The sequence below is a fragment of the Acinetobacter sp. Ac_5812 genome (genome assembly GCF_013072695.1).
In the GTDB taxonomy this organism is placed as follows: domain Bacteria; phylum Pseudomonadota; class Gammaproteobacteria; order Pseudomonadales; family Moraxellaceae; genus Acinetobacter.
Genome location: NZ_LXUK01000005.1, coordinates 1 through 17736, shown reverse-complemented (window position 1 = coordinate 17736; position 17736 = coordinate 1). Strand labels below are relative to the sequence as shown.

Genomic DNA, 17736 nt, shown 5'->3' with positions numbered 1-17736 from the left:
ATTCGGTATGAATAAAAGACTATTGCTGACAATGCTTATTGTTGTCGTGGTCTTGGTTGGGATTGTAGTTTGGAAGAGCACTGCCTCTTCCGCTGCAATTCAGCAAGCCAAATCCACCGCATCATCTCAAGATTCATCAACACAGGTGAGTAATGAAGGCATGCCAAACAAAACCAAGGACGAAGTTTTTCAAGAGTCACTTTTAAAACAATTAAAAACACTACAACAGCAACCTGGCAATATCACCGAGTTTCTCAATGATTTTAAAGCCAACTGCCCTGTATCCGACTGTAATGCAGCTTTAGCAAAAGCTTTAGCCAATTATCCAGATCAAAACTTTGCACATTTGGTGGAAAATCTAATAAAACGTCTGCCGCAATATGAACAACGCATGCAAAGTACCGTGTTATCAACGTCGTTATCACCAAAAGAACGCTTTGAAGTTTTGTGGAAGCTCAGAGAACAAACCTTGGGACAAGCCGAAGCGATGCTGGGTTTTGGGCAAGAGCGTGGCTATGCAGATTATCGGTTTGCTTACAATGATTTGGCGCAGAATCAAAAACTGAGTGCTGAACAACGCTTAAAAGCATTTGAGCAGCTACAAAAACAGTACCCTGATGCAACTCAACAAGAAAATAAAATCGGACTTTATGAACAAGCACTCGGTTTAATCAATCAAGGGCAACATAGCCCTGCTGAAACGCAACGCTTAAAGCAGATGTTACAACAACGTTATCTGACTGAGCAGCAACGCCAAGAGGTTCAGCAAAGAGAACAACGTGAAGTTCAACAACAGCAACAAGTCGACCAATATCAACAAGCTGTGCAGCAGTTGCAACAAGAGATGGAGCCGTTAAAAACACAACTCTCAAATGAAGAGTGGCAAAAGCAATATCAAAGCCGTTTAGAAAGTCTGCGTCTAAAAATGTTCTCTTAACACATTGAACTCAACGGATAGCAGCTTAAATTTATATCTCATTTCTGATAAAAATCAGCCGACCATTTAGATAAACAATGCGTCGGCGTTAAACAAAAATGAGACTTTTAAAAGTCTCGCCATTCGCTCATTTGACAAAGAACATTGATTCCCGCTAAATAAGCCATTCAATCACTTCAAGATCATGATGTGGCATGAGCAGCATTAAACATGTGAATTCTGGTTGGACTGGTCAAGCAGCAATTGCTTTGGGAGTTGGCGCTTTTCTTGGACAATCAGGAAATAATCACCCTCACCACCACTATGCGCATCAAATCACCATGTCCTTGAACCCAGATCAAGCTGTACAAGTGATTGCTGATGGCCAACGTTATCAAGCACCGACTTTACTCATTCCTGCCAAGCTAAAGCATCAACTTATAACAGGCAACTATCTGTCAATCTATCTTGATACCCATCATGCACTCACCACCCGATTCAATCTAGATCTTCATCGAGCAACACAGGTATATGAGGTATCCACAGATCTACAACAACAATTACGACAAAGCTTTTGTCTAAAGACACCCCTCAATCATGGCTTAGCCCATTTCTTAAAAACGACACCACTGAACAACCATGCCTCCCAGAGCAATCCACGGAAGATTGAACACATACTAGAATTGCTTTATCAGGGCATCTTGCAGTCCAACATTCCTGATCGTCAATATTTAGCACAAATTGCAGGTTTATCTGAAAGTCGCTTTTCGCACTGGTTTCGTGAACAGGCAGGACTACCTTTACGCAGTTATCGCAAATGGTTACGTCTCATCTGTGGATTAGCCCAAATGCAAGAAGGACTCGCCTTAACGGATACAGCTCACCAAGCTAATTTTGCTGATCAGGCGCATTTCACACGAACTTGTATCGAGTTATTGGGAGTGCGCCCATCGGAACTGAGTGATATGCAGGGCAAAATTTTCTTTATTGAATAAATAGCTGTTTTGTTCAATTCAGTCCTGCAATCGCACAGGCATAGTGACTGTTCATTGTTTTGGAACAATACACCATGCCGAAGTTAATCCAGTACCTCATTCGCTATAGCAGTTATCCCTTGATTATGGGGCTGAGTCTGGTTTTTTTATTACCTGTTGCAGCGGGTGAGCGTGCTTATTGGCCATATGTGCCCTTAATCGCAGCCGTTGCGATTGGGCTGGTTGCTCTGCTTGAGCAGATTCAGCCCTATGAGCAAACGTGGTTAAACGATCACGAAGATACAGGTGTTGATATCCTGCATGCCAGTTTTAGTATCATCATGATTTTTATTACCGCGGAATGCATTACTTTATTTCGGCAGCTGATTCATATTCCGAGCTTTTGGCCAGCCTCTCTACCGATCTGGCTACAATTACTGATTGTCGGTCTCATCATCGATTTTGGCTTATGGCTGATGCATTACTTCAGTCATAAAAAACGATTTCTATGGAAACTGCACGCTCTTCATCATAGTTCTGAACGATTATATTGGCTGAATGGTGAACGTCGGCATCCCTTAAGCGCTATTCTGCTCGCAGCACCGGGCATTATCTGTGTCACACTCATGGGAGCGCCAGCCAATCTAATTGGTACATGGATGGGATTAACGGCCATTCATTTGGCTTTTCAGCATGCCAATCTCGATTATTCTTTAGGTGCTTTTAGGCATTTGCTCGGGGTTGCCAAAGTCCATCGCTGGCATCATAAACATGGTTTTGGTCGTAAAAACTTTGGTGAATTCTGGATGATCTGGGATCATCTGTTTGGGACGTACTACCATGAAAGCAAACCCGTTAAAGCTGGACAAGTCGGGTTAAGGACTGCACTACCAAAGACTTATCTCAAACAAATACTGTGGCCATTCGCTAGAAAAAATGAATAAGACGCATAAATTTAAGGAAATCAGCTATGCATTACCCGCAATATCAACACGACCTCAACACCGCACTTGAATCAGAAATACTGGGTGAACTGATCTTTTTAAATGCCGCCAAATATGCCCGCTCAATTGAGCAACAACAAAAATGGCAAACTTTGGCCAAACTGGAAACCCAAACCCTACGCAAGTTACAGCAGTACTTAATTCAACAAGGTCAAACGGCGACGATTCGTTTGCATGTTAAGTTACAAGCGAAAGCTTCAGGGCTTGCCATGGCTAAACTGCCGTGGAAACTGGCCATGCGTTTACTTAAACAAGGTACACAGCCATTTATGGCAACGTTTGAGCGGATGCAGCAACACGCAGATACCAACACACAAGACTTTCTCAAGTATTTATTGGCGCATGAACGAGCATTAGCTGAATTTGCAACACAAGAATTGCAAGGGAATTCAAAGCATTCTTTAGATGCAGTGCTGCACCTATTAAAAAGCGAGGCATAAAACCTCGCTTTTGCACTATTCTAGTGTTGTCTTCAAGTCGTGCTGAGGTTTAACAACAATTGACGTTTTTTCACCTGTTGCCCGACTTGACCAATCAACTCATCTACCACACCATCGACATCGGATTTGATTTGTTGCTGAATCTTCATCGCCTCAAGCACCAACAAGGTTTGTCCTTTTGTTACTGAATCTCCAACATTGACCAGCAGATTCACAATCGCACCGTCCATTGGCGCACGGATTTTGCCATCACCCACCACTTCTGCTGCCTCTGGGGCTGCATAAGTAATATTTTCAAGCACGCTATTACCATTGCCTACATCTAAATACAGCTGATTTTGATCAAAGACATAGGCAAGCTTGCGTCGAACACCTTCACAGCTATAAACAACCTGTTCATCACTGATGCTTATAATCTTGATTGTCGCTTGTTGATCACATAACGTAACTTTGACCTGCTGCTGATCATTTTGCACATGCAGCAATATCTGCTGATCGACATATTTCAGTTTCAGCGGAAACGGCATACTAACACCGGTTTGCCAAGCGACTTGCTGCTGATTTTGCTGGCTAAACAATGCGGCTGCGACGGCTAAGGTTTCGTGTGTCAACGTTTGTTGGTGCAGGCTGACATCTTCTTGGAAGTGTTGCTGAATAAATGCAGTGTTGGTATCCCCAGCCACAATGATCGGATGGCGCAATAAATTGACAAGAAACTGCTTATTACTATTCACCCCAAGCAAAACACAATCATCAACCGCTTTGGCAAGCAGGCGAATCGCATCCTGACGGGTCTTGCCGTAGGCAATCACTTTGGCCACCATCGGATCATAGAAGGGACTAATTTCACCGTGTTCCAACATGCCATGATCAACACGAACATTGGGTAAACTGCCATCCGCACCTGCTGCTTGCCAACGCAGCACTTTACCTGTTTGTGGCAGAAAGTCCTGACGTGGATCTTCCGCATATAAACGGACTTCAATGGCATGCCCATTCAATGTCAGCTCATGTTGCTGTAGTGGCAATGTTTCACCATTGGCAACACGCAATTGCCACTCCACCAAATCCAAGCCTGTGACCATTTCAGTGACTGGATGCTCGACTTGTAAACGTGTATTCATTTCCAAGAAATAGAATTCACCAGATTGATCAAGCAGAAACTCGACCGTGCCTGCCCCGACATAATCACAAGCTTGAGCTGCAGCAACAGCAGCCTGACCCATTTTCTGACGTAGTTCAGGTGTCATCACTGGACAAGGCGCCTCTTCAACCACCTTTTGATGACGGCGTTGAATCGAACAGTCCCGTTCAAATAAATACACATAATTGCCATGCGTATCGCCGAAGACCTGAATCTCGACATGACGTGGGGCAATTACCGCTTTTTCTAAAATCAATTCACCCGAACCAAAGGCATTCTCTGCTTCGGAACGTGCTGTTTTTAAGGCTTCAAGCAAATTCGCAGATTGCTCAACCAGACGCATGCCTCGCCCACCACCGCCTGCCGAAGCTTTGACCATTAAAGGATAGCCAATCTTCTCAGCTTGTTGTGCTAGATAATCAAGGTCTTGCTGATCGCCTTCATAACCAGGCACACACGGCACCCCTGCTTGAATCATGGCAATTTTAGAAAGACGCTTACTGCCCATCAGCTCAATCGCCGCAGCCGTCGGCCCAATAAAAGTAATGCCATGATCAAGACAAGCCTGAGCAAAATCGGTATTTTCAGATAAAAATCCATAACCCGGATGGACCGCATCTGCGCCTGTCTTTTTGCAGGCTGCAATAATATTGGCAATGGATAAATAAGATTCGGCCACTTTAGATGCACCGATATAAACCGCTTCATCTGCCAGCTGTACATGACGGGCATTGGCATCTGCATCTGAATACACCGCAACCGTTTGATAGCCCATTGCTTTAGCTGTTTGCATCACGCGAACAGCAATCTCACCACGGTTTGCCACTAAGACTTTTGAAAAACTCATTATTTCATCTCTATTATTAAATCCCTCTCAATCCACCTTTTAAAAGGTGAAGTCCCTCCTTTAACAAAGAGGGATCAGGGGAGATTTCAGTCAAACCAACTCGGATTACGTTTTTGAATAAAGGCCATGGTTCCTTCTTGACCTTCTGCACCACCGACTGCTTGAGCAAACTGTTGCGCGGCATCATCCAAAAGCTGTGCTAAAGGTTCATTCAAAGTTCGATGTAATAAGGCTTTGGTGGCACGTGAGGCCAAAGGCGCAGCACGTTTAATCTGCTGAATGGTATCCATAAGTTGTTGCTCTAATTCAACATCATCTTGTGCAACTTGATGAACCACACCTAAATCCAAAGCCGTCTTGCCATCAAAACGTAAACCTAATAACGCCAAACGACGGGCTTGGGTTAAACCAATTCGCTTCACCACAAAAGGCGCAATCTGTGCAGGTAAAATGCCCAAGCCTGTTTCTGGCAGACCAAACTGGGCACTCTCACGGCTGATGGCAATATCTGAAACACAGGCCAAGCCAAAGCCTCCACCAAGCACTGCCCCTTCCAGCACAGCAACAACGGTTTGGGGAGCTTGATCAACCTGTTCGATCATGGCCCCAAAACGACGGTTAAAATCAACATAAGGTTGCAAACTGCCTGTATTCGCAGCTTCAACACGCAAGCTCGCCATATCTTTGATATCACCGCCAGCACAGAAATGCCCACCTCGACCACGTAAAACCACAGCGCGAATAGAGACATCATCGGCAATCTGGCTAAACACCTGCTGAATGGCGGTGACCATATTCAAACTCATGGCATTACGGCTTTCAGGACGATTTAGCCATAGCGTTAAAATCCCACCTTGTTGTTCTAGCTGAATGCTGTCATCTATCACTAAGCTTGCAAGAGAAGTTAAAACTGTCATGCTCCTACTCCTAGTTTTTCTGCTTTTTAGGCAGAATATCCATGAGCTTACAAATAATACCTAGCATAATCTCATCTGCACCGCCGCCAATTGAGCCTAGACGTCCATCACGGAACAGTTGCGAAGCAGGGTTATCCCACATAAAGCCATTACCGCCCCAATATTGTAGACAGCTATCCGCCACTTCACGGCTTAAACGCCCTGCTTTCAGCTTTGCCATGGAGGCCATCATGGTGACATTCTCACCAGCGATATGCTGCTCGCAGGCTTGATAGGTTAATGCTCGTAATGCTTCCACTTCAGTCATCAATTCAGCAAAACGGAAATGTACGTATTGGTTATGAATCAGAGGCTGACCAAAGGTGGTTCGCTCTTTGGCATAATCAATGGTTTGCTGAATGACCTTTTCCATCCCACCCACGGCATTGGCACAGGCCCACATCCGCTCCTCTTGGAACTGCATCATTTGCATCATGAAACCCATACCTTCTGCACCGACAAGGTTACGTTGTGGTACACGAACATTGTCAAAGTAAACTTGTGCCGTGGTGGTTGAACGCATGCCCAATTTATTCAAGGGTTCTGAAAAGCTAATCCCTGCCGTTTTTGCGGGCACAATGATCATGGATTTGTTGACGTGTGGTTTGTCATCAGAAGTATTGGCCAATAGACAGAAGAAATCAGCTTGTAATGAGTTGGTGATCCACATCTTGCTGCCGTTAATCACATAGTCGTCGCCATCTTTTTTTGCTGTAGTCTTAATCGCTGCCACGTCAGAACCCGCATGCACTTCCGAGACCGCAATCGACGCGACATATTCACCACGAATGGCAGGATTTAAAAATTCATCTCGCAATTCTTTGCTACCAAAACGAGCCAGTGCAGGTGTTGCCATATCAGTCTGTACGCCAATCGCTAGGGGTACACCGCCACAGGCTGCACGACCTAATTCTTCTGCCACCACAAGGTTGTATGAATAATCGAGTCCTAAACCACCATTCTCCTCAGGCTTACAAATCCCCAATAAACCCAAATCCCCCATTTTCTTAAACACGTCATGAATCGGGAAACGGCCTGCTTCCTCCCATTCTGGAATAAAAGGGTTCAGCTCATTTTCAACAAACTGACGTGTGGTACGGCGTAAAGCATCATGTTCTGCAGTAAATTTCATTGTTTTTTTCCTTAAAATTAATCTCCCCTAACCCCTCTTTAATTAAAGAGGGGAACTCCTCCCTTTAAAAAGGGAGGCTGGGAGGGATTATTAAAATCTCGACACACCAAAACGTGTTGGATTGAGTTCACGTTGTTGTGCTTCATAAATAGTTTGTAATAAAAAGATCAGTACTTTACGGGTATCTCTTGGGTCGATGATGCCATCGTCATGCAGCATTGCTGTATTGAATAAAGCCGTCGACTGTTGTTCCAATTTCATCGCTGTACTTTGTTCCAAGAAATCTAGCATCTGCGGATTCGGTTCCATGCCAGAAGCTTTTTGCTTGCCCTCAGCCACGATACGCAAGACTTTGCCTGCTTGTGCCGCGCCCATCACGGCCACATGTGAATTGGGCCATGCAAAAATAAATTGTGGGGATAAACTGCGACCACACATGGCATAGTTGCCTGCGCCATAAGAACCCGCAACCACGATCGAAATCTTAGGTACTGTCGCATTAGCCACCGCTTGGATCAGTTTGGAACCATGCTTGATAATACCGTTCTGCTCTGCATCGGTTCCGACCATAAAACCAGTAGTGTTATGCAAGAATAAGAGTGGACGTTGGGTCTGTTCACACAGATGAATAAATTGCGCTGCTTTGGCTGCCCCCTGTGGCGTGATCGGGCCATTATTGGTAATAATGCCGATATGCAGCCCCCCCATTTTTGCCCAGCCACAGACCGTTAAAGCATCATATTCCTGTTTAAATTCCAGAAAATCTGAATCATCAATGATCCGTGCAATGATTTCTTTCATATCAAAAGGTTGCTTCGGATCTTGTGGAACAATACCTAACAGCTCTTCAGCCGCATAACGCGGTTCTTTATAACTCTGATTCAATTGTGCGGTTTGTTCTTTCCAGTTTAGATGTTCAAAAATTTCACGCGCTAAACGAATACCATCGGCATCATTCTCCGCAAGATATTCCGCCACACCTGAAACTTGAGTATGCATTTCTGCGCCACCCAGTTCTTCTGCAGTCGCTACTTCCCCTGTTGCTGCCAATAACAGTGGTGGACCAGCTAATAGCATTTCCGTTTGCTTGCGGACTGCAATCACATAGTCAGACAGCCCCGGTTGATAAGCGCCACCCGCGGTTGCATTACCATGCACCACAGCGACTTGGGGAATCCCAGCAGCAGATAAACGCGCCTGATTTGCAAAGGTCATACCGCCATAGGTAAAGACTTCAGCCGCATAGTTCAGGTTTGCCCCACCACTTTCGGTCAATGTCACCATCGGCAGCTTTTGTTCTAATGCAATCTTTTGCAGGCGGAGGGTTTTATGTACCCCCATCGGTGACATGGTGCCACCCTTGATTGCACTGTTACTGGCAGAGACCAGTGCACGTACCCCTCTGACAAAACCAATGCCTGCAATCACCCCGCCACCGGCTTCGGAACCATCTTTATCGTCATGCATGTTATAGCCAACCAGACCACATAGCTCAACAAAAGGTGAATCCGCATCTAACAGCAAACGAATACGTTCGTGCGGCAAGATTTTGCCTTTCTTGTCAAACTTGGGTTTTGCCGCATAAGACTTATCAATGCTTTTTTGCTGCACGGCACGCACTTCAGCCAGCTGCGTTAATAACGCCTCTCGATTTTGCACATATTGCTCACCACCCACTGCAATCTCAGACTGGAGAATACTCATGTTTTTTCTCCATCTGTTTTGAATATGTCAGGGATAAAAGCACGATGGAAACCATTAAAGGCGTCATTATTGGTCGCATCAGCCAATGGATACATCCGTGTGCCTTGTGATGCCGCCCCATCAATGCGAAGGGTGACACCCGAAACAAAAGCCGCAGCATCGGAGAGTAAATAACAAATTGCGGAAGAGATTTCAGACTCAGTCCCCATACGTTTTAACGGAACATTACTCGCCAAACTTGGAATGATCACTTTGGCAAAATCACCACTATAGTTGTCCATGCCCGAAGAAATAATCCAACCTGGTGCAACTGCATTGACACGTACACCCGACTTGCCCCATTCAACCGAAGCTGTTTTAGTGAGATTATCAACCCCTGAACGTGCTGCACCCGAATGCCCCATACCAGGCATACCCCCCCACATGTCTGCGGTCATATTCACGATGCTACCGCCATGCTTCGCCATCCACTGGTTATAGGCTTCACGCATCAGATAGAAGGTTGAATGCAGATTATTACGGACCACAGCATCAAAACCATTGGCAGAAATATTCTCAAGCGCAGAAGGAAATTGTCCACCCGCGTTATTGACTAAACCATCAAGCTGGCCAAATTTTTCCAGCACCTCAGCAATCATATTTTTGACTTGCTCTTCCTCACGGTTATCACAGACGATGAAATGGACTTTGCCTCCATCTTCCAGAATTTCTTGGCTGACCTTTTCCAGTTTTTCAACTTTACGTCCTGTGATGACAACTTGCGCCCCCAAAGAAGCCAACTCATGTGCAGTACAACGGCCAATGCCAGAACCACCACCAGTCACGATAATCACTTTGTCAGCAAATGCATCTGCCCTGAAAATTGATTGATAACCCATGTTTACATCCTTAATATTTTTCTAACAGTTGTGCAGGCACTTTCACCGGCATATCCAATAATTGCTGTGCAAAGGCTTTGCCCTGCGGATCAATTCGCAAGCTGGCAATCCCACCGCCACCCAATGCATTTTCCAACATGAAATTCAGTGCATGCATTTCTGGCAATTCATAGCGAATGACTTTTGATTTTTCAGGATCAAGAACATGCTGCATATACGCTGCAACATTGGCTTCAGTCAGTGCCGCACGAATCCAAGGTAAATATTCAGCCTTGCGTGCAATTACCCCGATATTGCTATGATTGCCTTTATCGCCACTGCGCGCATGCGCTATCTCGATCAAAGGCACTTCAACTTCATCGCCTTGATATACAGCCACGTCACCAATGGAATGCTGCACATAATCCTGTCGAGATTGCCCAGTAGGAATCTGTACGGGATAACGCTGCCCTGCAAAATCGACTTCGACTTTTAATTGATCTTTATCAATCAAGAATGAAAATAATTTCACCACGGCCGAGGCTTTCGGACGACCACCGACAATCCCTGCCAATGCCGGTGCCATACCTGTGGAGGCTTGGGCAATTTCAGACGCAAAGAACATACAGGCTTCTTTAAACAGATGCTTAACCGCGATCTTAACCACCACTTCACGACTGTCTTTCACTTTCGCATGTGCACCATAGGTACTTTCAATGCCGAGAATCTCAACCGACTTTTCACTAAACGGTGGGACTGAACGCAGTGCCAAAACGCGTTCACATTTGTTGATAATGGCATCCGCAATCACTTGTGCTTTTTCTGGTGCTTCGCGACCTGCAATCAAGAAACTGACCAAGACCCGATAACCATCGGCATAGGTCGCACTGACTTTATATTGCTGAGTTGGCGCACAACCTGTTGCTCCTGTCACCTTGACTCGATGCTCTGCCACTTGTTCTAAATGGACTTGGCTAAAATCAGCGCTTACATCTGGTAGAAGATAAGCTTGTGGATTGCCAATTTCATAGACGATTTGCTCTGCTACGGTCGCAGTTGAAACGAGGCCACCTGTCCCTTTTGGCTTGGTCACGATAAATGAAGCATCAGCACTGACCTCTACGATTGGAAAGCCCATATTGTCAAAGCCTTGAACGAGACGCCAATCGGTAAAATTACCACCAGTACATTGAGCACCGCATTCGATCACATGCCCTGCCAATGAACCTTGTGCTAGCTTGTCATAATCATCCAGTGACCATTTGTATTCATGTAACAGTGGAGCAAGCACAACTGCGGAGTCGACCACACGACCTGTAATCACAATATCTGCCCCCAAATCAAGCGCATCGCGAATCGCAACAGCGCCTAAATAGGCATTGCTACTGGCAACATGCGCAGGCAAGGCATCGCCATTAAACATTTCCTGAACATTTTGGGTAAGTAATTCAGCATGCATGGGCAATACATCATCACCCAGTACCACTGCGACTTTTAAATCCAAGCCTTTTTCATCAATAATTTTCTGCAAGGCATCACGGCAAGCCAGTGGATTTACCCCACCTGCATTACTGATCACTTTTATTTTTTTCTCAGCAATTTTATTGATCAGCGGTGCCATCACTCGACTGACAAAATCCAAGGCATAACCATGACTTGGGTCCATCATCATCGCCTTGGCCATAATCGACATGGTAATTTCAGACAGATAATCAAAGACCAGATAATCAATATCACTCAAATGTACCAACTGAAAAGCAGCGGTATTGGTATCGCCCCAGAACCCTGATGCACACCCAATCTTGACTACCCTCTGGTCATCCTGTTTGACACTTGTCATGCGCTTTCTCATTGTTATTGCTAAAAACGCCTTAACATTACCAAGCAAGTGCTTGGTTTGTAAAGTGCATAATGCTATGCTGTATTGGCAAAAATAGTCAAATTCAAGCAAATGCTTGTTATAAAAAGATAAGACAATGCATCAAATGAATTTTGTTACAATGTACCTCAGCTTAAATAGGATAGACGGATAGGCATGATCGCAACTTCAATTGAGCAAATCCCCAAAATTGTTTGTTTTGATGACAGTCCACGTGGCCGTTTATTGCAAGGTGCTGCCTATCTATTTTATAAACAGGGTTATGACAAAACCACGGTTCGTCAACTCGGTGAATTTATTGGCATACAATCAGGTAGTCTGTTTCATCATTTTAAAAGTAAAGACGAGATTCTGGCGACAGTGATGGAACAAACCATCATTTATAATTTTGCCCGCTTAAAAGAAGCGGCTGAACGCGCAACTGATCCTGAACAGCAATTACGTCATCTCATCAAAGCTGAATTACTTTCGATTGCAGGTGATACGGGTGCAGCGATGGCGGTATTAGTACATGAATGGTTTGCCCTTTCTAAAGAAAAACAAGACCACCTTCTGAAAATGCGTAATGAATATGAGCAAGTCTGGCTGGATGTGATTGAAAAACTACGTGCCCAAGGTAAAGTCAAACATGATGCTTTTATCTGGCGTCGTTTGCTCGGCGGCTCAATCTCTTGGACCGTAACGTGGTATAGACCCGAAGGTAAAGTCAAAATTGATGAATTGACGGACATGGTTTGGGAAATGGCGTTGAAATGAGTCCAGTCTATTTGCGTAAGCCTCAACTCAGCGATTTGGCTGAAATTAAACATGCCTACTCAAATAGTATTCAACTGCATCAACCGTGGACCTATCCACCAACGGACTTTCAGCAATATCTAGCGCAAGAACATCGTTATTTCGTCTGCTTGAAAGAAAATCATGCCCTTGTTGGCACTTTTAATATCTCAAATATGATTCGTGGTTACTTCCATTCTGCCTATTTAGGTTATGAAGCCTTTTATCCCTATGCAGGACATGGCTATATGCGACAAGGGTTGCAACTGGTTTTACACGAAGCATTTCAAACACTGAATCTACATCGACTAGAAGCCAATATCCAACCAGATAATCTGCCTTCTATTCGCCTTGTGGCACAGGCAGGTTTTATAAAAGAAGGCTTTTCTCGCCAGTATCTACGAGTGGGCGGAAAAGAATGGAAAGATCATGAACGTTGGGCAATTTTAAATGCAGATTGGACCGATCAGAAATATCAAGCATTCTAAAAAATTGATTCCAATTTAAGCACGACACAGCTTATCGCTCACGTCTATTTATCTATATTCGTTATATCAGAAAGCTGCTATTGTTGTTAAACATCAAACGATTATAAGAATTAGTAAAAATGAATCCAGTACAACACGCCAATATATCGGTGAAACGTCGTGGGGGCGAGCTTGAAGATTATATTGATATTCATGCTCTAATCGACAGCACCAAAATGTTGTGTACAGACAATCGCCATCGTATCTTGCATACCTTTTGGGGTGTTCAAGAAGTGATTATTCCAATCTTTGGGCATCATTTCGAAAATAGTGTAGGCAAAAGCATTGAAGTAAAAGACCTGTGTGAAAAAGACCACCTATTGGTTGATTTCCATCATCGTTTTATTCCAACTTTAGGTGATTTTGTTGCAGCGATGCAGGATATCCCTACAGATGGATTGGCGAAACGCTTAGAGAAGTTCCATGCTGATGTGATTAATGATCCAAAGCTGTCAGCAACCCTGCTCTCGCCATTATCGGTGACGGGACAATTAAAGTCTTTGCTGATTACCCATAATAGTTGGTTTATCAATAGCATTCTTCCGATGATGGGAAAAGGTGAAGCCAAATTTATTGATTTTGATATTCGTCCTGATTTCTTTTTCAATCCAATGCGTTTTGAACTCTGGATGGACAATGGCATGGCTGTGCCACCGAGTGCAGCCAAACTGCAAGAATTAAAAACTAAAATTGCTTAACTTAAGGGGAAATAAAAATGAGCAATATCCAATACGTGATTCGTCAAAATGACTTTGCTTATAATGACGAATGGCATCTGACCAACTGCGTTTCAACTGGGGCAATCAAACAAATTTATACAGATAAAGTTGAAGCAGAAAAGGCCTATAAAACCTTAGTTGTTGAGGGCTTATATTATGATGAGCTTTGTAACTATGACATCGGCAATGGTGAAGTAGATGATGAGGTCTACGAAAAACTTGAAGCTTTGGTATTAGAAAAAACAGGCAAAAAATTTGATATCGAAGATGGTGAAATTCCGAAACTGAATGAAGACGATGCTTTCGAATTTGCCCAAATTTCAGGTATTGTCTGGTATCAACTTATAGAAGTCGATGCGTCACAACCTTGCTATGTCCTCTGGATCAACTCAGAAGAAGACTATTTTTCTGGCTATGAAACTGGCAGTATTATTTCTAGCCAAGATGAGAACTTTAGTGATGTTTCGTGGGAATCCAATATTTATGCGATGGACTATGAGTTCGAAGCCTTGATGGATAAACCCCTTGCAGAGCTGAGCGATAGCCCATTGTTATTGAAACAGTTTATCGAGCAAACTGCGGATATTCGCTATGATGCTGAAAAAGATAGCATCGAAGGTATTGCACTCGACAACATAAAATTTATTGATATCAAAGCACTAAATTCATTTCTAAAACAACCCATCTTTGAAATCCGTCAGATTTCTTTAGAAGAATTGGCTGAACTCGAATAAATTTCAAAATGAAAAAAGTGCGGTGTTTTAACCGCACTTTTAATGATATTTGGAACAGTTTTAATATCCCAACTGTTTACTAATTAAATCCTTCATGATCTCTTCTGCACCACCACCAATCATATTCACCTTCACTTCACGATAAATACGTTCAGATTTGGTACCGCGCATAAAGCCCATGCCTCCGAGTGTTTGTACCGCAGCATCGGCACAGAATTGCATGGTTTGAGTCGCAACATTCTTCAGCATACAAATCTGGGCTATCAGTTCACTGCCCTGCAATTCAGGCTTACCCAAACGATATGCGGTATCCTCAAGTAAAGCACGTGTTGCGGTCAGACGAGTGGCCATATCCACCAATTTATGACGCATCACCTGATGATCGACCAAACGCTTACCAAAGGTTTGACGCTGCTGTGCCCAATCCAGCGCTTCCTCATAACAAGTCAGGGCAAAGCCATAACTACTGGCTGCAAGGAAAAAACGCTCCATATTAAAGTTATTCATAATCACCAGAAAGCCCATATTTTCTGGACCTAATAAATGGCTAGCAGGTACTTTGACATTATCAAAATGCAAATGTGCGGTATCCGATGCCCACCAGCCCATTTTGTCCAGTTTAGTTTTACTAATCCCTGCACTATGCGCATCTATAAGAAGCATTGAAATACCATTTGCCCCTTTCACATTCGGATCAGTACGCACTGCCACTGAATAATAATCCGCTCGCATCCCTGAAGTGATAAAGGTCTTTTCACCACTCACCAGAAAATAATCACCTTCCCGCACAGCTTTGGTTTTAAGTGAAGCCACATCGGAACCACCGCCCGGCTCAGTAATCGCCAATGCCGAGATTTTTTCGCCCGATAGAATCTGAGGGAGTACCTGAGCTTTAACCTCTTCCTTGGCAAAGTGCTGGATGGGTGGCGCACCAATGGTATGTGACAGTAAAGAGGCCGCTAAGCCACCTGAAGCACATTTTGCGAGCTCAATCGAAGATAACAAGGTATAAAATGCATCTGTTCCCGCAATCCCACCATACTGCTCTTCAAAACCTAATCCCAACAAACCAATATCTGCGGCTTTTTTATAGAGCTCTCGCGGAAAGGTTTCACTTTCATCCCATTCATTGATAAAAGGCGAAATTTCTTTTTCAACAAAACGTCGAATACTCTTGGCAAATTCAAGATGCTGCTCGTTGTAGTACAAAGGATTAAGGTGCATATTCTGCTTCCTAGCAATTATTGATCATTGTTTATTGAATGAGCACTAAAGTAGCAAAACCAGAAAAACCAAGCAAGCGCTTGGCAAAATTAAAGAATAAAAAAACACGTCAAAGTAAGATCGAATCACAAAACTATATTTTTAATCGACCACGAAATCCACGGGTCGCATAATAAGATTGAGCACCATTATGATAAGTAAAGACTTGGCCATAACGGCTATCACAAAAAATTGCACCACCCAATTTACGCACATCTTCTGGTGTTTTGACCCAACTTGAGGTTTTGAGATCAAAATGTTCAACTGACTGTAACTGCCTATATTGCTCTTCTGTGAGCAATTCAATACCCATTGCCTCTGCAAGCTCAATAGCATTGTTTTCGGGCTTATGTTCTTTACGTGCATCCAAAGCGGCACGATCATAACAAAGGCTTCTACGCCCTTTTGGTGTTTCTACAGCAAAATCATAAAAGATGATTTCACTTGATTCAGAATCAAGTGAAACGATATCTGGCTCTCCCCCCGTTTCTTCCATTTGACTGAGCGACCATAACTTTTCTGCTTGCTGCTGTAATCGCTCCTCGATATCAACCCAATTCAAGCCTTTGTGACGATGCATATTCTTTTCAAAACGCTTTTTCAATATGCCCAGTAACACTGTCGCTTGATCAGGCTCTAACTTTTTATTCTTGGTCATTTTTGTTCTCTAGATTTGATGATTACACCGAACGTCCATCAAAATGATTAATCTTGATGCTTTCCAAATCTAAATCTTCAATACATCGAACATTAATGGCATACATCTGATTCCCTTGCGGATCGATACCTGTTGCATAAGGATGAATACCACAGATCTTACAGAAATGATGATCGATCATATGTTTATTAAATTGGTAGCTCGCTAAAGCATCTTCTTGAATTGAAATATCAACCTGATCCTTAGGTAAAAACCATAACAATGAACCTTTTCGTTGGCAAATCGAACAGTTACATGACATTGCTTCAGTTAAATCTCCTTGTGCAACAAAGGCGATTTTTTCACAATGACAACTTCCTTTATATTCCATCTTATTGTCCTTTTTATAATGTTCTACTGTATTAAACAAAGCTGTTTAAATGATGTCCACATAATTTAGTTATTTATTTGGTGATAAGAACATATAAGTTGATGCCGCCATTGAAATTCCAATCGAGCTAAAGCACCAACAAAGACCGCCTCTCCAGCAATATGGATCATGGCAAAGATTGTCATTTCTTGCCAAAATCGCCAAAGCATCAACAGACAAACCACGACCCAGATACTATTTACGATCACCAAGATATTGATGAGCAACAGTGAGCGTTTTTTATAATTGGCTAGTGCAAATGAATAGCATGCATATAAGAGATTAATGCAACCAATGAAAATGACGACATGTTTAGGTAAATGATAAAGCTGACTGAACCATTCGCCAGCGAACAACACAATCAAGCCTGCCGATGCAGCCGCAGTACAATCTACCCATAAAATTTGCTTGGCAATCTTCATTATCTAAATACTCTTTTTATTTTAGTTTGAACATAAACCAATCATTCTTGATTTAAAGCATCTTGCCACTTTTGCAATACAACACTAACTCCAAAAATGCTGGCACTGTCGGCACCTCGTTCCATTTTTATAAGAAAAGAGCGGAAAACCAAGCAATAGAAAAACCACTTAATGGTATGTTCATTTTCAATACGTGCTGGAATCTCAGCTGCTTCTAATTGCGTTTTAGCAATTTGAGCTTCATAAGGAAATGAGAAGCTTTGTACAACGATCCAAGTCATATCAGAAAGCCGATCAATAAAGATTTAGTATATAAAATTTTGCTCAATAAAAAACACCCCCTCTGCGTAAGCGGAGGGGGTGTTTAGATTTAAAAG

At 43.3% G+C, this 17736-nt stretch carries 18 protein-coding genes and 1 pseudogene; 8 read left to right on the top strand and 11 right to left on the bottom strand.

Going from position 1 to position 17736, the window contains the following annotated elements:
• Positions 1-7: 7 nt before the first annotated feature.
• From A7P55_RS03495 to A7P55_RS03480, 4 genes are all read left to right on the top strand, one after another.
• On the top strand, positions 8-937 hold the full coding sequence (locus tag A7P55_RS03495; RefSeq protein ID WP_171551110.1) for a lipase secretion chaperone: 930 nt from the start codon (positions 8-10) through the stop codon (positions 935-937).
• Between the two features lie 194 nt (positions 938-1131).
• Entirely contained in the window at positions 1132-1911 is a 780-nt protein-coding gene (locus A7P55_RS03490) for a helix-turn-helix domain-containing protein (protein WP_065343995.1), read from the top strand.
• Between the two features lie 74 nt (positions 1912-1985).
• Entirely contained in the window at positions 1986-2834 is an 849-nt protein-coding gene (locus tag A7P55_RS03485; protein ID WP_171551109.1) for a sterol desaturase family protein, read from the top strand.
• Positions 2835-2860: 26 nt separating this feature from the next.
• Complete coding sequence (locus tag A7P55_RS03480) at positions 2861-3334, top strand: hypothetical protein (RefSeq protein ID WP_171551108.1); 474 nt, start codon at positions 2861-2863, stop codon at positions 3332-3334.
• A gap of 32 nt (positions 3335-3366) precedes the next feature.
• Here A7P55_RS03480 and A7P55_RS03475 read toward each other — a convergent pair whose 3' ends face one another.
• The 6 genes from A7P55_RS03475 to A7P55_RS03450 form a co-directional block, all read right to left on the bottom strand.
• Positions 3367-5325: an acetyl/propionyl/methylcrotonyl-CoA carboxylase subunit alpha gene (locus A7P55_RS03475; protein ID WP_171551107.1), complete on the bottom strand. Its 1959-nt coding sequence runs from the start codon at positions 5323-5325 to the stop codon at positions 3367-3369.
• Between the two features lie 86 nt (positions 5326-5411).
• Positions 5412-6242 carry an enoyl-CoA hydratase-related protein gene (locus A7P55_RS03470; RefSeq protein WP_171551106.1) on the bottom strand — a complete coding sequence of 277 codons (831 nt, stop codon included), beginning with the start codon at positions 6240-6242 and terminating at the stop codon, positions 5412-5414.
• Between the two features lie 10 nt (positions 6243-6252).
• Entirely contained in the window at positions 6253-7413 is a 1161-nt protein-coding gene (locus A7P55_RS03465) for an acyl-CoA dehydrogenase family protein (protein ID WP_171551105.1), read from the bottom strand.
• A 90-nt stretch (positions 7414-7503) separates the two neighbouring features.
• Entirely contained in the window at positions 7504-9117 is a 1614-nt protein-coding gene (locus A7P55_RS03460; protein WP_171551104.1) for a carboxyl transferase domain-containing protein, read from the bottom strand.
• Positions 9114-9995 (bottom strand): SDR family oxidoreductase, encoded by an 882-nt coding sequence (locus A7P55_RS03455; RefSeq protein WP_171551103.1) that lies wholly within the window; start codon positions 9993-9995, stop codon positions 9114-9116. The genes A7P55_RS03460 and A7P55_RS03455 overlap by 4 nt, the downstream gene beginning before the upstream one ends.
• Before the next feature lie 10 nt (positions 9996-10005).
• The gene (locus A7P55_RS03450; RefSeq protein ID WP_171551102.1) at positions 10006-11814 is read right to left on the bottom strand and encodes an acyclic terpene utilization AtuA family protein; all 1809 of its coding nucleotides are present in this window, start codon (positions 11812-11814) and stop codon (positions 10006-10008) included.
• Between the two features lie 195 nt (positions 11815-12009).
• On the opposite strand from A7P55_RS03450, the gene A7P55_RS03445 reads away from it, so the two are divergent.
• The 4 genes from A7P55_RS03445 to A7P55_RS03430 all read left to right on the top strand — a co-directional run bounded on the left by A7P55_RS03445 (position 12010) and on the right by A7P55_RS03430 (position 14607).
• Positions 12010-12609 carry a TetR/AcrR family transcriptional regulator gene (locus A7P55_RS03445; RefSeq protein WP_171551101.1) on the top strand — a complete coding sequence of 200 codons (600 nt, stop codon included), beginning with the start codon at positions 12010-12012 and terminating at the stop codon, positions 12607-12609.
• The gene (locus A7P55_RS03440) at positions 12606-13115 is read left to right on the top strand and encodes a GNAT family protein (protein ID WP_171551100.1); all 510 of its coding nucleotides are present in this window, start codon (positions 12606-12608) and stop codon (positions 13113-13115) included. Before A7P55_RS03445 ends, A7P55_RS03440 begins: the two co-directional genes overlap by 4 nt.
• A 119-nt stretch (positions 13116-13234) precedes the next feature.
• Positions 13235-13852, top strand: coding sequence for a hypothetical protein (locus tag A7P55_RS03435; protein WP_171551099.1), 618 nt, complete (start codon positions 13235-13237; stop codon positions 13850-13852).
• A 17-nt stretch (positions 13853-13869) separates the two neighbouring features.
• On the top strand, positions 13870-14607 hold the full coding sequence (locus tag A7P55_RS03430) for a hypothetical protein (RefSeq protein ID WP_171551098.1): 738 nt from the start codon (positions 13870-13872) through the stop codon (positions 14605-14607).
• A 60-nt stretch (positions 14608-14667) separates the two neighbouring features.
• Here A7P55_RS03430 and A7P55_RS03425 read toward each other — a convergent pair whose 3' ends face one another.
• The 5 genes and pseudogenes from A7P55_RS03425 to A7P55_RS03405 form a co-directional block, all read right to left on the bottom strand.
• Positions 14668-15831 (bottom strand): acyl-CoA dehydrogenase family protein, encoded by a 1164-nt coding sequence (locus tag A7P55_RS03425; RefSeq protein ID WP_171551097.1) that lies wholly within the window; start codon positions 15829-15831, stop codon positions 14668-14670.
• A gap of 133 nt (positions 15832-15964) precedes the next feature.
• Positions 15965-16528 carry a DUF4256 domain-containing protein gene (locus A7P55_RS03420; protein ID WP_171551096.1) on the bottom strand — a complete coding sequence of 188 codons (564 nt, stop codon included), beginning with the start codon at positions 16526-16528 and terminating at the stop codon, positions 15965-15967.
• Positions 16529-16550: 22 nt separating this feature from the next.
• The gene (locus A7P55_RS03415) at positions 16551-16898 is read right to left on the bottom strand and encodes a GFA family protein (RefSeq protein ID WP_171551095.1); all 348 of its coding nucleotides are present in this window, start codon (positions 16896-16898) and stop codon (positions 16551-16553) included.
• A gap of 65 nt (positions 16899-16963) precedes the next feature.
• Complete coding sequence (locus A7P55_RS03410) at positions 16964-17359, bottom strand: hypothetical protein (RefSeq protein WP_171551094.1); 396 nt, start codon at positions 17357-17359, stop codon at positions 16964-16966.
• Positions 17360-17443: 84 nt separating this feature from the next.
• Positions 17444-17640, bottom strand: a pseudogene (locus A7P55_RS03405) (hypothetical protein).
• Between the last annotated feature and the right edge of the window lie 96 nt (positions 17641-17736).